Here is a 20,101-nt window from a genome sequence, read left to right as displayed (position 1 = left end):
GTATGTTGCCTTTCTATATATTCTATCTTAGAACATGATTTCACTAAGTCAGAGTTATGAAAACAAACTTAATTACTCGTGAGGGTTATGAAAAACTCACAAAAGAGCTGAATTTCCTATGGCGAGAAGATCGCCCAGAAGTGACCAAGAAAGTAACTTGGGCAGCGAGCCTCGGTGATCGCAGTGAAAATGCAGACTATCAGTACAATAAAAAACGCCTACGCGAGATCGATCGCCGCGTTCGCTATTTAAGAAAACGACTCGACCAAGTAAAGGTCGTCGACTACTCGCCGCAGCAAGAAGGCAAAGTGTTTTTTGGTGCTTGGGTTGAGATAGAGAATGACGATGGCGATACCAAGTCATTTCGTATTGTTGGGCCAGATGAGATCTATGGCGGTGTAAAAGACTATGTCTCGATTGACTCACCGATGGCACGAGCCCTGCTCAAGAAAGAAGTGGATGATGAGTTCACGGTGCGTACCCCAGAGGGCGACAAAGAGTGGTTTGTGAATGCGATTCGCTATACACCATAGAGACTTTTCAAGGCTCTAGATAAAAGGAAACCCCGTGAGGCTTGCGCCCTACGGGGTTAAGTTCTTTCGTAGCCTTCCTGCCACTATTTATCTCATTGAGATAAGGTGCTCCCTGCATCTTTCCTTGATATTGGCTAAATCCTTTAACCGATTTCCTTTTGTCATCGCCATCCTAGCGGTGTCCATACTTGCCTATCATCCTGACGGGCTAATCTCATCCAGAGACATTCACTTTCATCAGCATCAGTAACCATCCTAGCCACATCAAACTCAATCAGTGTTTTACATCCTTGCTGACTACTCATCCTAAGCAATCAAATCTTCATCCTGAAGATACCTAATCCGTTAGGCTTTTTCCTGTTCCTGCCAACTCCCTGTCGACAAGTTAAATATTACGCGAAATCCGATGGCATCCCAGATATCTGCCAACAAAAAAATGATATGACATCGATCACACCGCAATAAAACCCCATAAATATCAACAAGTTAAACTCAAGCGTGGTAAAAACAGCATGCACAAAGTGATTTAGTCGCACATCACTTGTAAGAGATCTCGCACAAAGGGTATGTCAGATCGGGAAATCACCGAACAAACAGGAAATTGACTTAGTAAAGCTAGAAAAAGCTAAGGTTCACCCCCATATATGTGGGCACGATAATCAAAAAGAGATTCAACGGATGAGCCAAGCTATCTGTAGACAGATCGCTCAAGAGCTGAGCGTTCGCCCCGATCAAGTGACCGCAGCAGTTACCCTAATCGATGACGGTAACACGGTTCCCTTTATTGCACGTTACCGTAAAGAGGTAACGGGCGGCCTTGATGACACCCAATTACGTAATCTAGACAGCCGACTTTCTTATCTGCGTGAACTCGACGATCGCCGCCAAACGATCCTCAAATCGATTCAAGACCAAGGCAAGCTGACCGCTGAGCTTGAAAAAGAGATCACTCAAGCCGACAGCAAAACCCGCCTAGAAGATTTATACCTACCTTACAAACCTAAGCGTCGCACCAAAGGTCAAATCGCGATTGAAGCGGGCCTAGAGCCACTTGCAGAGACACTGTGGAACGAACCACAACACGATCCAGAAAGTGAAGCCTCTCAGTACCTGAATAGTGAAAAAGGTATTGATGATACTAAGGCCGCACTGGATGGTGCTCGCGCAATTATCATGGAACGCATCGCAGAAGATGCAAACCTGCTTGAGAAAATCCGTCAGCACCTGACGCGCAATGCGGCACTGGGCGCGCGCGTTGTTGCAGGGAAAGAGCAGGAAGGCGAGAAGTTCAAAGACTACTTCGAGCACGACGAGACGCTAAGCAAAGTGCCTTCACACCGTGCACTAGCCATGCTGCGTGGTCGTAATGAGGGCTTCCTAACCCTGACTATGAACGCTGACCCAGAGCAAGAAGAGGGTGTGCGTGGGTCTTATTGTGAAAACATCATCTCTGATCACTACGGTATTACTCTGAGTAGCGCTCCTGCCGATGCATGGCGTAAACAGGTGATCAGCTGGGCATGGCGCATTAAAGTATCTATGCACATGGAAACCGAGTTGATGGGCGCAATGAAAGAGCGCGCAGAAGTCGAAGCGATTGAAGTATTCGCGACTAACCTGAAAGACCTATTGATGGCCGCTCCGGCAGGCCCTCGTGCAACGCTAGGTCTCGATCCAGGTCTACGTACAGGTTCAAAAATCGCTGTAGTTGATGCAACGGGTAAGGTACTGGCAACTGAAACCATCTACCCTCATCCACCACAAAAGCAGTACGACAAATCTGCACACATCGTTGAGCAGATGGTGCGTCAATTCAATGTTGATCTGATTGCAATTGGTAACGGTACAGCTTCACGCGAAACCGACAGCTTTGTGGCTGACGTGATTAAGCGCGGCAACCTAAAAGTACAGAAGATCATTGTGAGCGAAGCTGGCGCATCGGTTTACTCGGCATCTGAGCTTGCAGCGAAAGAGTTCCCGAATATGGACGTGTCGTTGCGTGGTGCAGTATCAATCGCTCGTCGTCTACAAGACCCACTGGCAGAGCTGGTTAAGATTGACCCGAAATCAATCGGTGTCGGCCAATACCAACACGATGTGAGCCAAACCATGCTCGCGAAACGCCTAGACGCGATCGTCGAAGACTGTGTGAACGCCGTCGGTGTTGACGTAAACACCGCCTCTGCCGCGCTTCTGACTCGTGTTGCTGGCCTATCTAGCACCATCGCACAAAACATTGTTGATTACCGTGATGAGAACGGCCGCTTTGAAGCGCGTACCACGTTGAAGAAAGTCGCGCGCTTGGGGCCAAAAGCCTTTGAACAGTGTGCCGGCTTCCTGCGTATCATGGGTGGTAAAAACCCACTCGATGCCTCAGCGGTTCACCCTGAAGCTTACCCTGTGGTAAAAGCGATCTCTGAGAAGAACAACAAAGATATCAAGACCCTAATCGGCGACTCTGGCTTCTTAAAAGGCCTGCACGCGGTCGATTACACCGACGATAACTTCGGCGTGCCAACCGTCACAGACATCATTAAAGAGCTAGATAAACCGGGTCGTGACCCGCGCCCTGAGTTCAAAACGGCGACCTTTGCGGAAGGCGTTAACTCTGTGTCTGATTTAGAGCCGGGCATGATTCTAGAGGGCGTGGTCTCTAACGTAGCCAACTTTGGTGCTTTCGTTGATATCGGTGTTCACCAAGACGGTCTGGTACACATTTCAGCACTGACTGATCGCTTTGTTTCTGATCCACGTGAAGTAGTGAAAGCGGGCGACATCGTCAAAGTGAAAGTGATGGAAGTGGACGTGCAGCGTAAGCGTATTGCGCTAAGCATGCGCATGAAAGACGAGCCGGGACAAGATAACCGTGCTCAACGTTCATCTGCACCTCGTTCTCAAGGTCGTCAATCGCAAGGCGGTCAGCGTCGTCGCGAAGAGCCACAACAGAACGGCGCTATGGGTGGCGCGTTTGCTGCAGCCTTTGCGAAAGCGAAGAAGTAACGCCTCGCGATAAGGGTGTGAGCAGCTAGAAAAGCGTTTGGATCATAGTAGACCTAAAGCTGTAAAAGTTGTCTCTCAGACATAAGAGCGTCCTCTTAAATATAAAAGCGCCCTTCTAAAAACAGAAAACCTGCATCGCCACTGGCATGCAGGTTTTTTATTAGGTTCAAAAAGGCTTGGCGATATTGACTGCGCTAGAGCACAACCAATACCTCAGATGGCTTATGAGGCGCAACAGCATGGCCATAGTGATATTTAATGACCTTACGTCGTTGTTCCATCTGCCCTTCTCGAATCGCCGCATCAAGAATGTGCTTGGGCAATCGAAAACGCATGGTGTAACCCTTTCCTTGATCAGCACTATAACTACTCAGTGCCAATAAGCTGAACAACCTATCAAATGGATCTTTAGGCTCTTCTTGGTTTACCGCATTTATTTCCTGCTCGTTATCCATTTCATAACCGGGATGGTCAGAGGGATCCCAAGCTGATTGCTGCCTTCGTTTATCGTCCGATTTAACCTTGCGCTCTGCATTGGTTTTAGCCAATGCGACGGCTGGAGCAACAGGCTCTCGAACTCTATTTTCACGCGCAACTTGCTCAGTTTGCACATTAACGGATGGGGCGATCAGTGGCACACTTACTGCCGTTGCAGGTGACACAATCATTGCGAACTCTCCTCAAGAATCGCCCATCGCTATTGCCATGGCACCGTTGAACCCAGTAAGCACAACAGGCATAGCCCAAACTACTGTGTTCTGCTCAGGTGAGAGAGAGGGCTGAGCATCGTTCAGTGCCTTGGTTAGATTATATATCGACCACGTTGTCTATAATTTTAGCAATTATTTCTCGGCGAAGCTGATCAGCTCACAGCAAAAAGCATCCGCTTCTGTCATGAACGGCGCATGCGAAGACTGGGTAAAGATGTATTGTTCAGTGTTTGGTAGCGCTTTTTCTAGATCTTTTGCCACCTTAATTGGCACCAAACCATCTAATCGACCATATAAGCGCAGCATAGGCACTTTTAGCTCAGGTAAGCGCTCACGCAGATCGACGTCTGAAAGCATTTTTAATCCGGCAAGCAGCGAGTCTGGGTTAGGCAGAGGACGCGACAGTACCGCCTGTTTGAGCTGTTTTACATCTTGTCTTGCCGACGGACTGCCCATCGCTTGCAGCGCCATGAAGCGCTCGATGGTGGTTTGAAAATCTTCCACCAGCTGCTCGGTAAAGTTGGTCAGAACATTAGGCTGAATACCGCGCCATAGCACCGGTTCTTTAGCTGCGGCAAATTTTGGAGAACTCGCAACCGTGACAAGTTTAGAGACATAATCTGTATGATGCAGCGCCATGTGAGTCGCGACTAAGCCACCCAAAGACCAACCGACCCAGATCGCCTGCTTTGGCGCCTCTTCCATCAACTGCTCGGCAATACCTTCGAGCGCATCAGCATGGCAGTGACTGCTGTGACCATAACCTGGCAGGTCAACCACATGGACACGGAACTGGGTCTCAAGCGCCGTTACGGTTTGCTGCCACACCGCACCGTTCATTCCCCATCCATGAACCAAAACCAAATCTGGCCCCTGTCCAGACACATGCCAATACAGTTTGTCGCTCATCTCGTGATTTTCCCTACTATTCTCATCCAACAATGATGACCTTGCTGGCTAGGCTATCCAAACCTACATCATCAATGCACTTGTGCTCGCTATGTTATCTGATTGGCTCCAAAAACACACACCACGCTTGGTCACACCACAATGTCATCTCTGCAAACTGCCAAAGCTACCTCAAGATAGTCATCCTAAATGGTGTAATAGCTGCCTATCTCATTTCGCACCACAACACCGCTGCCAACGTTGCGGTATCAAGATCGAGATCGATGCCACCATATGTGGGGCATGTTTAAAAAAACCACCGCCATGGCATCGGCTCTATTGTGTTGGAGATTACGATTTTCCACTCAGCCATTACGTCCACCAGATGAAATACAGTGGTCAATTTTGGTTAAGTCGAGACTTAGTCAAACTGCTGGCGAACCATATCGAGCAGCCCGCCCCAATTATCACTAGTGTGCCGCTGCATTGGCGGCGCTACCTACACCGCGGATTTAATCAAAGCGCATTGCTAGCCGATGCTCTTGCGCACGAACTTAACAGCCAAAGCCTAGCGCTGTTTCGTCGTCAACGTGCCACCCCGACTCAGCAGGGGCTAAGTAAGACACAACGCCAGAACAACCTGCGTAATGTTTTTTCTTTTAGAAACAAGGATGTGATGAAAGTGATAGCAAAAGGCGACGCCCATGTCGCAATAATGGATGATGTCGTCACCACAGGCAGTACTGTGTATCAATTATGTCAATTGCTACTTGAAGTGGGCGTTAAAAGGATTGATATTTACTGCATCTGCCGCACTCCTGAACCCGCGTCATAGTCAATTTCCCAAGAAACTTGTCTATCAATTCAGCAAAAAAGGGCTGAATTACCGCCCCGACAGGAGTAGAATGGCAGAATAGCCTACAAATTTACTCAGGTATTCGTCGTGTCAAATATTACTATTACAGAAACAGCTCAAACTCATTTTGCTAATCTGCTTTCACAGCAGCCAGAAGGGACCAACATCCGCGTATTCGTGGTAAACCCAGGTACGCAGAATGCAGAGTGTGGTGTTTCTTACTGCCCTACAGATGCAGTAGAAGCATCTGATACTGAACTAGCATTTGAAGGCTTCTCTGCTTACGTAGATGAACTAAGCCTACCATTCCTAGACGAAGCTGAAATCGACTTCGTTACAGACAAAATGGGTTCTCAGCTAACTCTAAAAGCACCGAACGCAAAAATGCGTAAAGTAGCAGATGATGCACCTCTTCTAGAGCGCGTTGAGTACGCAATCCAGACTCAAGTAAACCCGCAACTAGCAGGCCACGGCGGTCATGTAAGCCTAGTTGAAATCACTGATGAAGGCGTTGCTATCGTCGCGTTTGGTGGTGGTTGTAACGGTTGTTCTATGGTTGATGTGACTCTAAAAGAAGGCATCGAGAAAGAACTTCTACAACAGTTCGAGGGTGAACTAACAGCCGTTCGTGACGCTACTGAGCACGATCGTGGTGAGCACTCTTACTACTAATCACACCTAAGATTAGAGACCAAGGCTGATGTGAAAACATCGGCCTTTTTGTTTTCTAGGCACCTGATAATTGATAAGCCCATCTCTCCTCATCAGCCCTACCATCAACTTCACTAACAAAATCAATAGAATGGCGTTCTAAACTATATAACTGCCATTGCAATCGCTTCCCATTCAATAATTCCATGATATAAAAACTCACCTCTAGGAAGTCATCGCCATTTCCCCTATATTAGAAAGACTTCCCAAAAAGCTAAGGAGCGAGCGCATGACAAAAAGGACCAAGCCAGAAATTTTGGCTAAGCAAACTGTCGCTCAATCAAAACTGTTTTCTATTGAATCTCTCGATCTCAAGTTTTCTAACGGTGAGCTTCGTACCTACGAACGCATGAAACCAAGCGGTCGCAACGCAGTAATGATGGTCCCGATTACTGAGCAAGGCGACATCCTATTGGTACGCGAATATGCGGCAGGTACAGAGCGCTATGAGCTCGGCTTCCCTAAAGGTCTCATCGACCAAGGTGAAACGCCCAACGAAGCGGCGGCAAGAGAGTTAAAAGAAGAGATTGGTTTTGGCGCTCGCAAACTCACGCCACTCAAGGAAGTGATTCTCGCCCCTTCTTACTTTTCGAGCAAAATGACCCTGTTTATTGCCGAAGACCTCTATCCAGAACAGCTAGAAGGTGACGAACCAGAACCACTAGATGTTGTGCGCTGGCCGCTGGCTCAAGGAGAAGAGTTACTTACGCATCTCGACTTCTGTGAAGCTCGCTCCATCACTGCTTTATTACTGGCTCTTCGACTACTAAAACAACAATCTGACGAAGAGTAAGAGACTTTTTATGCCAATGACAAAAGATTTATCCCACTTACTGCCTTCCGTGATTGAAGTTGCTCGCTCAGCAGGACAACTGATCTTAGAGATCTACGAGAAGAAAGATTACGAAGAGTACACCAAGAGTGACGATACCCCCGTCACCAGCGCCGACCTTGCAGCGCACAAGCTAATCTCACAAAGGTTGAGTGAACTGACCCCTGACATCCCAGTGTTATCGGAAGAAGCGGCAGACATTAGCCTAGAAAAGCGCTCTCAATGGGATCGCTATTGGTTGGTCGACCCACTTGATGGCACCCAAGAGTTCATCGCACGCAGCGGAGACTTTGCCACCATCATTGCACTGATTGAGCATAACAAACCCGTGATGGGCGTGGTCTACGGCCCTGTATCGGGCGTGACTTACTATGCTTACGACGGCAAAGGCGCATGGAAGATTCCCGATTTAAACGACAGCGTGAAGATCAAGACTCATCGCCATGAGCTACCAAATCAGCCAATTGCGATGGCGATCAGCCGCCGCCAAGATATCAATCGTATCACCAGCCGCATGAGCCCGAAATGGAACTACGACTTAGTACCACTTGGTTCAGCAGCCCTTAAAGCCTGTCTGGTTGCAGAGGGGGCAGTAGATTGTTACCTACGCTTAGGTCCAACTGGTGAATGGGATACAGCCGCAACCCAATGCATCGTTGAAGAAGCAGGTGGACGCATTCTCAGCACTCACCTAGAGCCACTGTCATACAACGAACGCGAAACCCTAGAGAATCCAAACTTCATCGTACTCGGTGACGCCGACCTACCTTGGGAAGAGATCTTGCAGGGTAAAGATTAAACCTATACAAACAAAAATGGGCACCTCAATCGGTGCCCATTTTTCTCATTAATATTGAATAAAGCGTTACAAACGCCCTTGATAAGTAAACTGGTACTTACCTTGATTGTCTGGTTTGCCTAGCCAACGTAATTGACTCTGCATCGCTTGCGGGAACTCAGCGCCCGGTTTAAACCATGCGCTGGTTGCGTAGCGGCGGTTTGGCGTTAAGCTCGCTTCAAATTCGCTCTCAACTTGCACGGTTTTCTGAGTGCCTTGTGCAGCAATCGTATTATCTTGGCAGGTTACATCGGCGATTACAGGGCCAAAGTCCAAGGAGCCCAACGGAGTATCTGCGCCAGCGCCTGTCCAAGCTAGGGTACCTTCACCGGTTTGACACCATGGTTGGCCTTGTTGAAGGTGTTTAATCGTCAATTCCACCTGACCGACAGCAGTGATCGGCACTGGAATATTCGGTACATACTTCATTACGTCTTCAGCTGGCAATGATGCTACCAAATTCTGCGCGTAGGCACCGTTCATACCGTAGCCGACATAGCCCTTACCACGCAAGTTCATGTCGCTATCACGACCAAATCGAACAGCAAGCTCTGCCTTGCCTTGGAAAAGCTGGCTGAACTGAAAGTCCCACTGTACTGAGCCATAATTAACACGCTGCCAAGCTATATTGCTGGCACTGCCTTGCCAAATAGAGCCTTGCACACCATCAATTTGCAGCCCTCTAACCTTAGGCGCATGCTTGAGAGCAAACGCTGCAGGTAGGTGCAAAAGCAGACTGACTGAAAAGAACACGATAAAAATGGCGCTGAAAAGTAAGCCATATTTTAGAGAAGAGCCTCGCTTCACACTAACCTCGCTTGAACTGTAATCGCTTGACTTCAATCACGCCCTGCGTGTCACTGCGGTCAATATCCATGAATTCTACTTCAACGCCTTGTTGCTCTTTCAGGTACGTCAGCCAATCGACAAATTGATTGAATGGTACCGGCTTAACCCACACTTGCAGCATTTCGCCACGAGGTTGTACTCGAATCAATTCAATCTTAAAACGGCGCATTGAAGCAGGTACAGAACGGTTCAAAGGCTCAGAGCTTTTGGCACCGCCACTGCCACGCAGTTCGACGATTTCATCAGCCTTGTTACTAACCCAAGCCAACAACTGCTTTTCACTCTGAATACGGCTTTGCGCCAGTTCCGCACGAGCATTGAGTGGCTGAAGCAAGCCCCAATACACTACACCGACGATTAGCAAAATAGAGCACCCAATTACAAGCCTCTGTTCGCGTTGACTTATCGATGTCCACCACGCTTGGAGTGGCTCAATCATATTTCTCATCATTGATCTCCTAACGTGAGTTACTGTAATGGTTTAAGTGTAAAGCTGCCGTACACAGCATCACCATTTCGGTTCAGCGGTCCTTGCTCAACAGAGAACTTCTCGGCAAGCTTAGTACGGGCTGTCTCAAAGTGTTGGAAGTCCGAGCTTTTCGCTTGCAGACGAACTTCAGAGCGGTTGCCATCATAGCGGATACTTTCCACTTCAATAGACGTCACCTGCCCTAACGTACTTGGTAGCTGAGTTAGCCAACCAAGCAGAGTCGCACCATCACTGGAGCCACCATATCGGCTCGCTTCTTCGTTCATTGTGCGCTTCAGATAACTGACACTTGGAATCTTACGTTTACCCGGTAGCACCTGACGGAAAATACGCTCACTCTCAGCACGATAGGCCTGAGCTTCCGCTTCATAGCGCTGTACTTTGAGTGTCTGCTGGGTTGCGATAACCGCAATCAACAAACACGCTGCAATCGCCACCTTTTGCCAAATCTTCCAGTATTTAGTGAATGAAGATTTAGTTTTAAAGCGGCCCGTCAGCAAGTTAACTCCGCTGATAATCGCCTGTTGGCTGAGTACCGACATCACCAATTCCGCTGGTTTTGCTTGCCACTCAACCCTACTCTGCTGCTGAGCTTCTTCATCTGGCAGCATGGTATAACTGAAGATCGTAGGCTTGGCGTCGTCTTCAGTAACAAGCCAATCGCTGCTTAAAAACATCGGCAGCCATGCTTGGCGAATAGAGACCGCTTTAAAGGTGCTTTGGCGTAATAACCATTGGTCATCAATCTGCAATGCAGTCACGCCTTCAGCATCAACAGGAAGGGCAAGCGTATCCGGCAGTACTTTGCGAATGGTAATGCCAACCTCTGAGAATGCGCTCATCACCTGAGTGAGCCACTGTTGTTCAACACCACAAACGACGGCCGACTCAGCGCCTTTATCTAGAATGGTAAAGTGCAGCTCTTCAATATCTTGAGCAACTTCATCTTCTAGTAGAAATGGCAGCATCGACTCAAACTGACGTGCTGCCCCTTTTGGGATCTCAACACGCTTCAATAGGCAGTCATTGCCCGAGAGCAACGCAATACAGGTCCGTTTCTCAGCATAGGGTGTCAGCTCATCAAGCTGTTGCCAGCTCGCAAGCTCGCCACTTGCGATCACTTCTTGCTGGCTTGTCGACCAAACTAACCACTGCACAGGGCTTTGTGGTTCGCTACTCAGTCGAACGGTCAGAAACTCGCTCACTGATTCCTCCAAAGCGACGGCGCACTACCGTCACTGTTTCTCGATTACTACTATAAAAGAGAGTGCGAATTCGAACTCGCGACTTCTCCACTAATACTTCGGCATCCAGCTCGAAGTAGCTACTATCTACCGCTAAGTACCCTTTGGCTTTCTTGGTCACATCGGCACTGACGCTCGATAAGTTCGACTCAGCTAAGAAGTCATCAATGCTATCCCAGCCATCAAAGGGGCGGTTTTCAATTAACGCTTTGGCGTCAGATTCACTCAAGTTCGGGGCAAACATCGCCTCTAGAAGCGGAGCCTGTTTGACCTTGAGTGTGTTTACGTTCAAACGCCAGTCATCACTCGGCAGAGCACACACGTAAGGGCGAACCTTGTCCATCACCTCACCGCTCACTTGATACACGGCACGCAGTTCAGATTCATCTGCAATCAAACCATTAGCTGCCAGGTAAGCGGGCTTCATCGCTTCATAGGTACTGTCTTCCACCCCCACAGAAGAAACACTGCGCGTATCCTCATCGACAAACTCCCATGTCGAGTTGGCGATCACCTCTGCTTGGTAAGAGTCCACTTCCAGATTCTCTAACAGGGTTTGCCACACAGATACTAGGTAAGGTGATGTGTTATCTGTGGTGCTAGCAACAGACTTCAACGCATTCAAATTTAGACACGCCTGACCATCTCGAATGTGTCCCACCACTTGACCATAGTCGAGCGGATAAACCTGCTCTTCTAGTGCCCATGGCTGACTTAAGTTGATGGTATCGCTATCTTTGTAGCTCTGCTCAATACCGACCTTAGCCAAAGCTTCAATACCAATGCTGTACCAATAAGCTTGCTGATAATTGAGCTGGTTACCCACACGTTTAAACTGCGTAAACAGCCTTTCAGACATGCTACCTGCAATCGCTGCCATGATCGCGAGCAGCATCAATATTACGATCAGTGCAACACCGCGTTGCTTGCTAGGCTTCCCTGCTTGGTATCGCTTAACCATTGTTGCCCCCACTCGACGAGGAGCTATCACTGCTGTCGCTAGTATTAATGCTACCACTTGGTGTTAGGTAAACACGCTCGATCTCACCATAATCTTTAAGGGTCAATTTAAGCCTGACTGCTTTTGGCAGCGCGCGATCGGTCTGCCACTCCTTTAGCCATGAACTTCCGTTGTAGAACTCTAAGCTAAAGGCTTCAATACCTTCGAGTAGCGGAGTTACCACGCCTTCTTGCCCGGTTGGGGTATCAGGGTAGCGCCACCATACACGCTCAAGTGTCTCTTCTTTAATTCGGTAACCCACCTTAGTCACTTCCCCTCGCGGGAATTGCTGTTGTGGGTTGTGCCACCCTAAGCGGGTAAACATCACACCGACAGTGTCTGAATCGAGCAGGTACTCCTGCATTAAGATCAGCTTAGATGATGCTTCTTCACCGTTAGTGCGAAACTGACGTTGCGCCATTTGGCGAAAATCATTATCTAAAATGACCAAGCTACGCTGCAGTGCATTCAAACGTGCACTACGTTCTATAGAGACTTCATTGCTGCGCTGGATCTGGTTCACCACCTGATACGCCGCCACACTCAAGGTAGCGAATATCGCAATCGAGACTAGCACCTCAATTAACGTGAAGCCTTTTGTTTTACTACGAGTAGCGCAGGCGCGTTTATTTTGAGACATAGCTGCGTACCGTCACTACAGGTGATGCGTTCTTGCTAGTTGCCACACTGACATCAAAAGCTTTCAAAAGATTATCACTGGTTGGCACAGGTGTTATGGTCCAGAACCAATCACGCTCTGCGAGCTTTTGGGTTCCCTGTGTCTTTTTCAATTTCTCAGGGTGCAGCATCACCATCGCCATCTGGTTATCTACCACCATCGCTGCGAAGGTTTTCTCTTCCAAGTAACTCAGCGTATTAATATGTTGAGTTACCGCGCGAATAACACTGATCGCTGCAGTTGCAAAAATAGCCAATGCCACTAGCACCTCAAGCAGTGTCATGCCACGCTGAGACTTTGAGCTAAGATTACTCCTCTTCATCTTCTTCTCCCGGCTGGAGCAGACGAATAACCCCATTGTCTTGCACTCGGATACGCCAACCATCTTGCAGCGAATCACCCGTATTTGGATAGAATGAGAGGGTAAAAGGCGTTAACTCGGCACTCGACAAGATATAGATTTGAGGTGGTTTAGGTTTCTTCTCTTCTTCCAGATCTGCAAACATGTCTTCATCAAACAGACTACCCGGATTAAAGAGACGATCATCGTCTTGCCATGCACCACCACCGAGCTTCAATGAAAGAGACAACTCTTCAGGGAGCTCAATCGTCGAAGGAATCTTTTCAAACTCAACTTCTTGCCAACCTTCAGAGTTCAAGCTCATCAGAACATAAGTGGATTTTTGCTCATCGACACGAATGCCAAAATCTAAACCGCTGAGAATTGCTTCTTCATTCAGTAGCTGGACACGCTGATAAAAGCTGTGTGCGTATTGCTTGGCGACATCTTTGGCATTGGTAGGAATAGTAGCGATCACCGCCACTGCGGTCAGTGACAGTAATACGAGAACCAGCAGAATTTCTATTAAAGTAAATCCGCGCAAACGCGTTATGTTGCGGGATTGAACAGAGTTTCTCACGTTTCGTATTACCATCACGACATGCGTTCACAATAAGCGAGTGCTTATTGGAAGTCTTGCATGTTCCAGTTGCCGATATCTGCTGCTGCACCTTCACCGCCTTCTTGGCCGTCAGCACCTAGCGTGAAGATATCAATCGTACCGTTATCACCAGGGCTTACGTATTGGTATGCATTGCCCCATGGGTCGTTTGGTAGACGCTTGATGTAGCCGCCGTCACGGTAGTTACGTGGCTCTGGGCTGCTTGGTTTTGAAACCAGTGCGTCTAGACCTTGATCGGTTGTTGGATACACGCTGTTGTCTAGCTTGTACATATCAAGAGCGTTCTCTAGAGCAACGATGTCAGTGATCGCTTTCTGTTGATCCGCTTTCTCTTTGTTGCCCAGAAGGTTTGGCACAACGAAGCTCGCCAACACACCTAGGATAACCACAACCACCATTACCTCTAACAGGGTAAAGCCGGATTGCTTTTTGATTTTATTTTTCATTATTTTCTCCAAATGACAGCCGGAGAGTTTAGCAGACGCGCCTCTCTCCGAATCTAAAAACTAAAACTAGAATCTAAAACTAATAGGTTAAACCAGCGAGATTACCCGCTCATTAAATTATTCATTTCCAGCATAGGCATCAAAGTCGCCATGACGATAAACAGTACCAAGCCTGCCATCAGCGCAATCAAAGCTGGAGTAAAGATGCCCAAGGCAATGTTGACCGTAGATTCAAAGCTCTGGTCTTGGTTATCAGCTGCGCGGGTCAGCATCTGCTCTAACTGACCACTCTGCTCACCACTGGCAATCATGTGTAGCATCATTGGCGGGAACAGCTTGGTTTGATCGAGCGCTTTTCTAAGGCTCGCACCTTCACGTACATTGTCTGAGGCCTGCAGGACCTGCTGCTTTACATGGTGGTTCGACATAACATCCACCGCTACCTTCATCCCTTCAAGGATAGGTATCGCACTTGAAGTACAGATAGATAGAGTGCGCGCAAAGCGTGAGGTATTGATCCCTTTAGCAATCTTGCCAATCAGAGGGATACTCAGAAGTTTTCTATCCCAGCTCAGACGAATCGACGGCTTCTTGAGTGCCGTTTTCACCAATACAACAAAGCCAACGATCAAAAGGAATAGCTGAATACCCCAGTTCTGAATGAACTCACTCGAGGCCAACAGAAATTGTGTTGATTGAGGCAGCTCTTGACCCATCTGAATGATAGGTTCAACAATCTTAGGTACTACGGTGGCGAGCAAGAAAGAGACAATCGTCACCGCAAAGACCACCAGCACCACCGGATAGATCATCGCTTGCATCAGCTTAGAGCGCATCTTTTGACGATTCTCGGCGTAATCGGCTAAGCGCTCCAAAACCGCATCCAGGTGACCGGATTTTTCACCAGCTGCCACCATGGCGCGAAACAGCTCATCGAAGATATGAGGATAATCAGCAAGACTGTCAGCTAAGGTGTAACCTTCCGTTACTTTAGAACGAACGGCCAACAGCATGGTGCGAATACGCGGCTTTTCAGACTGTTCTGCTACTGCTTTCAAACACTCTTCGAGCGGCATACCAGACTGAACCAGAGTCGAAATCTGTCGCGTAATCAAAGCAAGATCGGGCGTACTGATACCACGCTTAAAGCTAGTCGAAGGCGCACTGCCCCCATTGCTGCTTTTTGCTTTGGCTTCAGCCATTTCAACAGGCATCAAGCCTTGCTCTTTGAGGCGCTGACGAGCTTGACGCGCGTTGTCTGCCTCTATCGAGCCTTTCTTCGTTTTGCCTTTCGCATCCAGTGCCTTGTATTCAAATGCCGCCATACTAGACTTCCTTGGTCACGCGCATCACTTCTTCTAGTGAAGTGATGCCCTGACGAACCTTGGCTAGGCCATCATCACGAATACTTGGCGTGGTACTACGAATCGCTTTCTCAATCGCTTGTTCACCCGCTTCGCTGTGAATCAACTCTTGCACCGACTCATCGACCATTAGCAACTCATGAATACCTGTTCGACCGCGATATCCTTTGTGATTACACGCTTCACACCCTTTAGCATGATAAAGCGTTAGGCTGTCTTTCTTTTTCAAATCAAACAGCTTTTTGGTCTCTTTGTCCGCTTCGTACGGCTCTTTACAGTCATTACACAGCGTACGAACCAGTCGCTGCGCCAAAACGCCAAGTAGCGATGAAGAGATTAGGAAAGGTTCGATACCCATGTCACGCAGACGAGTAATCGCACCGACCGCCGTGTTGGTGTGGAGGGTCGACATTACCAAATGACCCGTCAAAGATGCCTGAACCGCAATCTCTGCTGTTTCTAAGTCACGGATCTCACCAATCATTACTACGTCTGGGTCTTGACGAAGAATCGCCCTCAGGCCACGAGCAAAGGTCATATCAACCTTAGGGTTTACCTGAGTTTGGCCAATACCATCGATATCAAATTCGATCGGATCTTCTACCGTCAGGATGTTGCGCTCGTTGCTGTTAAGCTCTTGCAAACCCGCATACAAGGTCGTCGATTTACCAGAACCTGTCGGGCCGGTGACCAAGATGATGCCGTGCGGACGCTGAATCAGTTTGCGGAAGTTCTCATGGTTTTGAGCTGTCATGCCTAAGCTGTGCAGGTCAAGACGTGTGGCATTCTTATCGAGTAGACGCATTACCACACGCTCACCGTGTGACGACGGCATGGTAGATACACGCACATCCACAGCACGACCACCGATACGCAGTGAAATACGGCCGTCTTGTGGCACACGCTTTTCTGCGATATCGAGCTTAGCCATAACCTTCACACGCGATACTAGCAGAGGTGCCAGTTTGCGGCTTGGCGCTAATACATCACGTAACACGCCATCAATACGGAAACGTATAGAAAGTGATTTCTCGAAGGTTTCGATATGGATATCCGAGGCGCCTTCTTTGATTGCTTCACCCAACATCGCGTTAATTAACTTGATGATTGGCGCATCGTCTTCTGATTCCAACAGGTCTTCATCTTGCGGTAGCTCTTCGGCTAGCGAGAAGAAGTCGTCGTTATCAGCACCGATGTCTTCCATCAATTGACGCGCTTCCGATGAGTCACGTTGATAAGCTTCAGTCAACTTTTTCTCAAACTCATCAGAGACAATCGCTTGTGGAGTAAAGCCACTTTTCATCACGCGGCTCACCTCTAGGATTGCCGCAGCTTTAAGAGGTTCTACATAGTAAAGAACTGGCGGGCGCTCTGGGTGTTGATACTCGAGCACCATCTTGTAGCGGTTTGCAAAGCTGAATGGCAAACGCTGAAAGCTGCGAACAGGCTCAACCATCTCTGCCATTATTGCTCTTCCATTTGATCGATGAACGCTTGAATTTCTGCAGGGTGGTTAAAGCTCTCACCAAACTTAGGCAATACTGGAATATTGTCGTCATCCAGTAGCTTCAAGCCCTGTTCCGCTTTAAACAGTTGCTCTGCACGAATGAAATTGTATTTACGCTGGGTAATACCATCCGCTGTCATACCATCGCGAATAATGGTCGGCTTGATGAACACCATTAGGTTCTTTTTCTCAACCTGAGTACTGGTCGATTTAAATAGGTGACCAAGCACTGGAATATCGCCCAGTAGCGGTACTTTAGATTCGCTCTCAAGTGCACGCTCATCAATCAGACCGCCCAGTACAAGCATTTGACCGTCTTGAACAATCACAGAAGTGTTCAGCTGACGCTTAGCAAAACGTACGTCAACCGCACCGTTTGCACCTAATACGTTAGAAACTTCTTGTTCAATATTAAGTTGAACAGAGTCGCCTTCGTTGATTTGAGGGACGACTTTTAGCTTGATACCAACTTCTTTACGATCAACGGTTTGGAATGGGTTGTCGTTACTTGAGCCCGCTGTAGAGCCCGTCAGTACCGGCACTTCTTCACCAACGATGAAAGATGCTTCGCCATTATCCATTACAGTAATACTTGGAGAAGATAGGATGTTCGAGTTCGAATCAGTCGCAACCGCACTAATTAGTGCCGTCCAATCACCCATGACAACGCTTACCGCAGCGCCGTTAACGCCTGCTAATGCTGAAGCTAGAGTCGAGTAATCGCCTTCTTTAGTCACTGTATTGAAGCCAGTTACGTTACCGTTTTCATCAGTTACGGTTGTCGTCTCTTCCGAGTCTTTAGCTTCTTCTAAGCCAACCATAACCTGACCGATCGATGCCCCGGTATTACCATATTGGATCATCGCACCCGTTTCCAAGTTACCCCACTGCACGCCAAGGTTAACGCCATCACCCTCTGCCATTTCGACAATCAGGGCTTCAATCAGAACTTGAGCACGACGAATATCCAGCTGAGCAATCACATCTTGCAACGCATTCATGATGTCTGGTTGGGCGGTGATGACCAAGGAGTTGGTCTCTGCATGTGCAGAAATCATCACTTGGTTACGGTTACTGCTACGGTTCTTACTCGAGCTCTGCTTCTCAGATTGCAGGTTGTCTGACACGCCCTTAAGCACGTCGACTAGGTCTTCTGCTTTCGCATACTTAAGGTAGATAACTTGGTTATTGCCTTTCGTTGCCATCTCAACATCGAGCTGCTCAATCAGCTTTCTAAGGCGGCTACGCACCTTAGGGTCACCTGAAATAAGGATGGCATTGGTACGCTCGTCCGCTACCAACTTAGGCTGTAGGAATGCAGGTGTGTTTTTCGCATCAGTGGTTTTATTAAGTGCATCAACGATACGCACCATTTCAGCAGCAGAAGCGTTTTTCAGCTCCACTACTTCAATCTCTTTATCACCCGCCTGGTCAACACGCTTGATGATCTCGGCAAGACGGTTAACGACCGCAGCACGGCCGGTGATTAGGATGATATTGGCTGGGTCGTAGTGCACTACGTTACCCGCACCCGCATTGTCATTTAGCTGACGTAGCAGTGGTGAAAGCTCACGAACAGAAACATTACGAACCGTCACAACGCGAGTGACCACGCTATCGCCTTGAATGTTTTCACGATCGCCAACCACAGGAATCGCAGACGTCTTAGAATCTTTGGCTTTGATGATCTTTAGAACGCCCGATTCCATCTCAACCACGGCGTAGCCGTAAACTTCCAGAACATTGAGGAAGAAGCTGTAATACTGCTCTTCATTGAGTACGTCATAACTGCGTACATCAATCTTGCCGCGCACCGATGGATCAACGATGATCGTTTTCTCTAGGTTACGGCCAACAATATTAATAAACTCTTGAATATCAGTGCCTTTAAAGCTGGCACTAAAATCATTAGCGATGGCTGCTGGTGTGCAGATTAAGCTTCCTGCTAGTAACCATGCACTTTTCTTAAACCAATGCTTCACGTACTACTCCTACACTCTCGCCTTTCGGTAAGCGAAATGTTCTAAAATTCGATAAAAATGTCATGCTGCTGTCCGTCTCTTTCGACTACTAAGTTTAGTTCAGTCAAGTCGGAAATAGAGCGGAATATACTGCCCATAGCAGCCGGATCGGTCAGGTCTTGTCCATTAAGCTGAGTCGCGATGTCTCCACTTTGGAGCCCAACAGATTTAAAAAGTTCGGGATCTTTTCCAGGACTGACGCGATAACCAATTACATTACCGTCGCGTTTTACTTGCGAAAGACGCACATATTGGAAGATTTGTTGCGGGTCTTTGGTGATCTTCGCTTTAATCTCTTCAAGCTTCTCTTCGGCTGATCCTGGGTTATTACCACGCACTGATGACGAAGCACGAGGCTTCGCTGGCGCAGAAACCGATAAGCGTTTGTATTCAAGCCCTTCTAGCATCAAGGTCTCGTCACGGCCTGAGTTATCGATGATCACGCGATCGATTAACACCGCCTTAAGCTTAGCGCGTGTTCCTTCGATCTCTTCATTAATACCATAAGTCGCTTGTTTACCACGATTGGCAATCACCGCTAGGCTACGTTGCGGGTCTGAGCTAGCAACAGCCCCCACCAATACGAGATTGAGGCGCGTCTTTGGGGCGTCTTGAATAACTGGCTGCTCAACCACTTTTGGCGTTTCAGCATTATACTCACCAAAAAGATTGCTCTTCTGGAGAGAGGAAATATCGAGCGTAGATTGCGGTCGAGAGGATGACGAGGCTTGCGCTTTCCATGGCGTAACCGACTGCTCTGCAGGTTCAATCAACCAAGCCAACTGACCCAGTATCCATGCAGAAATGGCAATCAATACACAGCAAGTTATCAGGCTCAGCTTTTGCTGAAATACAAATCCATTCTCTATTAATCGGCTCAACAAGGGAGAATTTCCCATGAGATTTTTGAGCTCCAATAACTTCACTTGCCTAAACCCTTTTGTGAAGATGAGAGCGCTAACTCATTAAGCTCTCAGCTTTTTTGTACATAAATGCTACGCCAACTACTCATTTGACATAGGATCCAAAACTATATCATAGCCTACGCATAAAAAATCATAACGTGAGCTATTTTGCAGTATGCCTTGAAAAAAAACACATTTGCCACCACTTTAGCTTCTACCAAATGTGATAAGCATCATCTATGACAAGTTGCGAACTGATTTTACTC

20 protein-coding genes are annotated in these 20,101 nt (G+C 47.9%); 6 read left to right on the top strand and 14 right to left on the bottom strand.

Annotated features, from left to right (window positions below; genetic code table 11):
* The first annotated feature begins 56 nt into the window (after positions 1-56).
* Together greB and VFDL14_RS0123185 are read left to right on the top strand one after the other, a co-directional pair.
* Positions 57-533 carry a transcription elongation factor GreB gene (greB, locus tag VFDL14_RS12215; protein ID WP_032551124.1) on the top strand — a complete coding sequence of 159 codons (477 nt, stop codon included), beginning with the start codon at positions 57-59 and terminating at the stop codon, positions 531-533.
* A 678-nt stretch (positions 534-1,211) separates the two neighbouring features.
* A complete protein-coding gene (locus VFDL14_RS0123185; protein WP_032551123.1) occupies positions 1,212-3,533 on the top strand; it encodes a Tex family protein in 2,322 nt (773 codons plus the stop codon).
* A 194-nt stretch (positions 3,534-3,727) separates the two neighbouring features.
* Here the strand turns inward: VFDL14_RS0123185 and VFDL14_RS12220 are convergent, their stop codons facing one another.
* Complete coding sequence (locus VFDL14_RS12220; RefSeq protein WP_032551121.1) at positions 3,728-4,201, bottom strand: hypothetical protein; 474 nt, start codon at positions 4,199-4,201, stop codon at positions 3,728-3,730.
* A gap of 174 nt (positions 4,202-4,375) precedes the next feature.
* A complete protein-coding gene (gene bioH, locus VFDL14_RS12225) occupies positions 4,376-5,152 on the bottom strand; it encodes a pimeloyl-ACP methyl ester esterase BioH (protein WP_032551119.1) in 777 nt (258 codons plus the stop codon).
* A 91-nt stretch (positions 5,153-5,243) separates the two neighbouring features.
* Between bioH and VFDL14_RS23980 the strand changes: the two genes are divergently transcribed.
* The 4 genes from VFDL14_RS23980 (at position 5,244) to cysQ (ending at position 8,329) form a co-directional block, all read left to right on the top strand.
* A complete protein-coding gene (locus VFDL14_RS23980; RefSeq protein WP_084181858.1) occupies positions 5,244-5,966 on the top strand; it encodes a ComF family protein in 723 nt (240 codons plus the stop codon).
* Positions 5,967-6,074: 108 nt separating this feature from the next.
* Positions 6,075-6,659 (top strand): Fe-S biogenesis protein NfuA, encoded by a 585-nt coding sequence (gene nfuA, locus VFDL14_RS12235; RefSeq protein WP_032551117.1) that lies wholly within the window; start codon positions 6,075-6,077, stop codon positions 6,657-6,659.
* Between the two features lie 268 nt (positions 6,660-6,927).
* Entirely contained in the window at positions 6,928-7,491 is a 564-nt protein-coding gene (gene nudE, locus VFDL14_RS12240; RefSeq protein ID WP_032551116.1) for an ADP compounds hydrolase NudE, read from the top strand.
* A 10-nt stretch (positions 7,492-7,501) separates the two neighbouring features.
* Entirely contained in the window at positions 7,502-8,329 is an 828-nt protein-coding gene (cysQ, locus tag VFDL14_RS12245) for a 3'(2'),5'-bisphosphate nucleotidase CysQ (RefSeq protein ID WP_032551115.1), read from the top strand.
* Between the two features lie 66 nt (positions 8,330-8,395).
* Here cysQ and VFDL14_RS12250 read toward each other — a convergent pair whose 3' ends face one another.
* The 12 genes from VFDL14_RS12250 to gspC all read right to left on the bottom strand — a co-directional run bounded on the left by VFDL14_RS12250 (position 8,396) and on the right by gspC (position 19,829).
* Positions 8,396-9,175 (bottom strand): type II secretion system protein N, encoded by a 780-nt coding sequence (locus tag VFDL14_RS12250; RefSeq protein ID WP_032551114.1) that lies wholly within the window; start codon positions 9,173-9,175, stop codon positions 8,396-8,398.
* Position 9,176: 1 nt separating this feature from the next.
* Positions 9,177-9,665 carry a type II secretion system protein M gene (locus VFDL14_RS12255; protein WP_032551113.1) on the bottom strand — a complete coding sequence of 163 codons (489 nt, stop codon included), beginning with the start codon at positions 9,663-9,665 and terminating at the stop codon, positions 9,177-9,179.
* 20 nt (positions 9,666-9,685) lie between these two features.
* A complete protein-coding gene (gene gspL, locus VFDL14_RS12260; RefSeq protein WP_032551112.1) occupies positions 9,686-10,912 on the bottom strand; it encodes a type II secretion system protein GspL in 1,227 nt (408 codons plus the stop codon).
* A complete protein-coding gene (gene gspK / locus VFDL14_RS12265; protein ID WP_032551111.1) occupies positions 10,881-11,912 on the bottom strand; it encodes a type II secretion system minor pseudopilin GspK in 1,032 nt (343 codons plus the stop codon). The genes gspL and gspK overlap by 32 nt, the downstream gene beginning before the upstream one ends.
* Complete coding sequence (gene gspJ / locus VFDL14_RS12270; protein WP_050487414.1) at positions 11,905-12,591, bottom strand: type II secretion system minor pseudopilin GspJ; 687 nt, start codon at positions 12,589-12,591, stop codon at positions 11,905-11,907. The genes gspK and gspJ overlap by 8 nt, the downstream gene beginning before the upstream one ends.
* Positions 12,578-12,952, bottom strand: a complete 375-nt coding sequence (gspI, locus tag VFDL14_RS12275; RefSeq protein ID WP_032551110.1) for a type II secretion system minor pseudopilin GspI — start codon at positions 12,950-12,952, stop codon at positions 12,578-12,580. The genes gspJ and gspI overlap by 14 nt, the downstream gene beginning before the upstream one ends.
* Positions 12,939-13,523 (bottom strand): type II secretion system minor pseudopilin GspH, encoded by a 585-nt coding sequence (gene gspH, locus VFDL14_RS12280; RefSeq protein WP_032551251.1) that lies wholly within the window; start codon positions 13,521-13,523, stop codon positions 12,939-12,941. The genes gspI and gspH overlap by 14 nt, the downstream gene beginning before the upstream one ends.
* A 71-nt stretch (positions 13,524-13,594) precedes the next feature.
* On the bottom strand, positions 13,595-14,038 hold the full coding sequence (gene gspG / locus VFDL14_RS12285; RefSeq protein ID WP_032551109.1) for a type II secretion system major pseudopilin GspG: 444 nt from the start codon (positions 14,036-14,038) through the stop codon (positions 13,595-13,597).
* Positions 14,039-14,139: 101 nt separating this feature from the next.
* Positions 14,140-15,363: a type II secretion system inner membrane protein GspF gene (gene gspF / locus VFDL14_RS12290; RefSeq protein ID WP_032551108.1), complete on the bottom strand. Its 1,224-nt coding sequence runs from the start codon at positions 15,361-15,363 to the stop codon at positions 14,140-14,142.
* A gap of 1 nt (position 15,364) precedes the next feature.
* A complete protein-coding gene (gene gspE, locus VFDL14_RS12295; RefSeq protein ID WP_032551107.1) occupies positions 15,365-16,867 on the bottom strand; it encodes a type II secretion system ATPase GspE in 1,503 nt (500 codons plus the stop codon).
* Positions 16,867-18,891: a type II secretion system secretin GspD gene (gspD, locus tag VFDL14_RS12300; RefSeq protein ID WP_032551106.1), complete on the bottom strand. Its 2,025-nt coding sequence runs from the start codon at positions 18,889-18,891 to the stop codon at positions 16,867-16,869. Before gspD ends, gspE begins: the two co-directional genes overlap by 1 nt.
* A gap of 41 nt (positions 18,892-18,932) precedes the next feature.
* Entirely contained in the window at positions 18,933-19,829 is an 897-nt protein-coding gene (gspC, locus tag VFDL14_RS12305; RefSeq protein ID WP_032551105.1) for a type II secretion system protein GspC, read from the bottom strand.
* Positions 19,830-20,101 lie beyond the last annotated feature (272 nt).

The sequence above is a fragment of the Vibrio fortis genome, assembly GCF_000695685.1.
Taxonomy (GTDB): Bacteria; Pseudomonadota; Gammaproteobacteria; order Enterobacterales; family Vibrionaceae; genus Vibrio; species Vibrio fortis_A.
The sequence above is the reverse complement of the archived record's forward strand: the minus strand, read 5'-3'. Positions and strand labels throughout refer to the sequence as shown.